The organism is Vibrio sp. qd031, assembly GCF_002100145.1.
Lineage (GTDB): Bacteria > Pseudomonadota > Gammaproteobacteria > Enterobacterales > Vibrionaceae > Vibrio.
This window is the reverse complement of record NZ_JXQD01000032.1, coordinates 37,905-38,106: the sequence shown is the minus strand read 5'-3', so window position 1 is coordinate 38,106 and position 202 is coordinate 37,905. Positions and strand designations below refer to the sequence as shown.

General features: G+C 43.6%; 1 rRNA gene. It reads left to right on the top strand.

Going from position 1 to position 202, the window contains the following annotated elements:
- Window positions 1–104, top strand: a 5S ribosomal RNA gene (gene rrf, locus ST37_RS18240); the annotation flags it as partial.
- Between the last annotated feature and the right edge of the window lie 98 nt (window positions 105–202).

The window sequence follows — 202 nt, the reverse complement described above, 5'->3', positions numbered from 1 at the left end:
AGCGTTGTGGACCCACCTGATTCCATGCCGAACTCAGAAGTGAAACGCAATAGCGCCGATGGTAGTGTGGGGTTTCCCCATGTGAGAGTAGGACATCGCCAGGCTTCTATTTAGCTTTCAGATTTTTAAGCAAAAATCTAAAGGCAAAAACTGGATATAGCATAGCCAACTTAAGACTATATCGAGTAACAAGTTACCATGT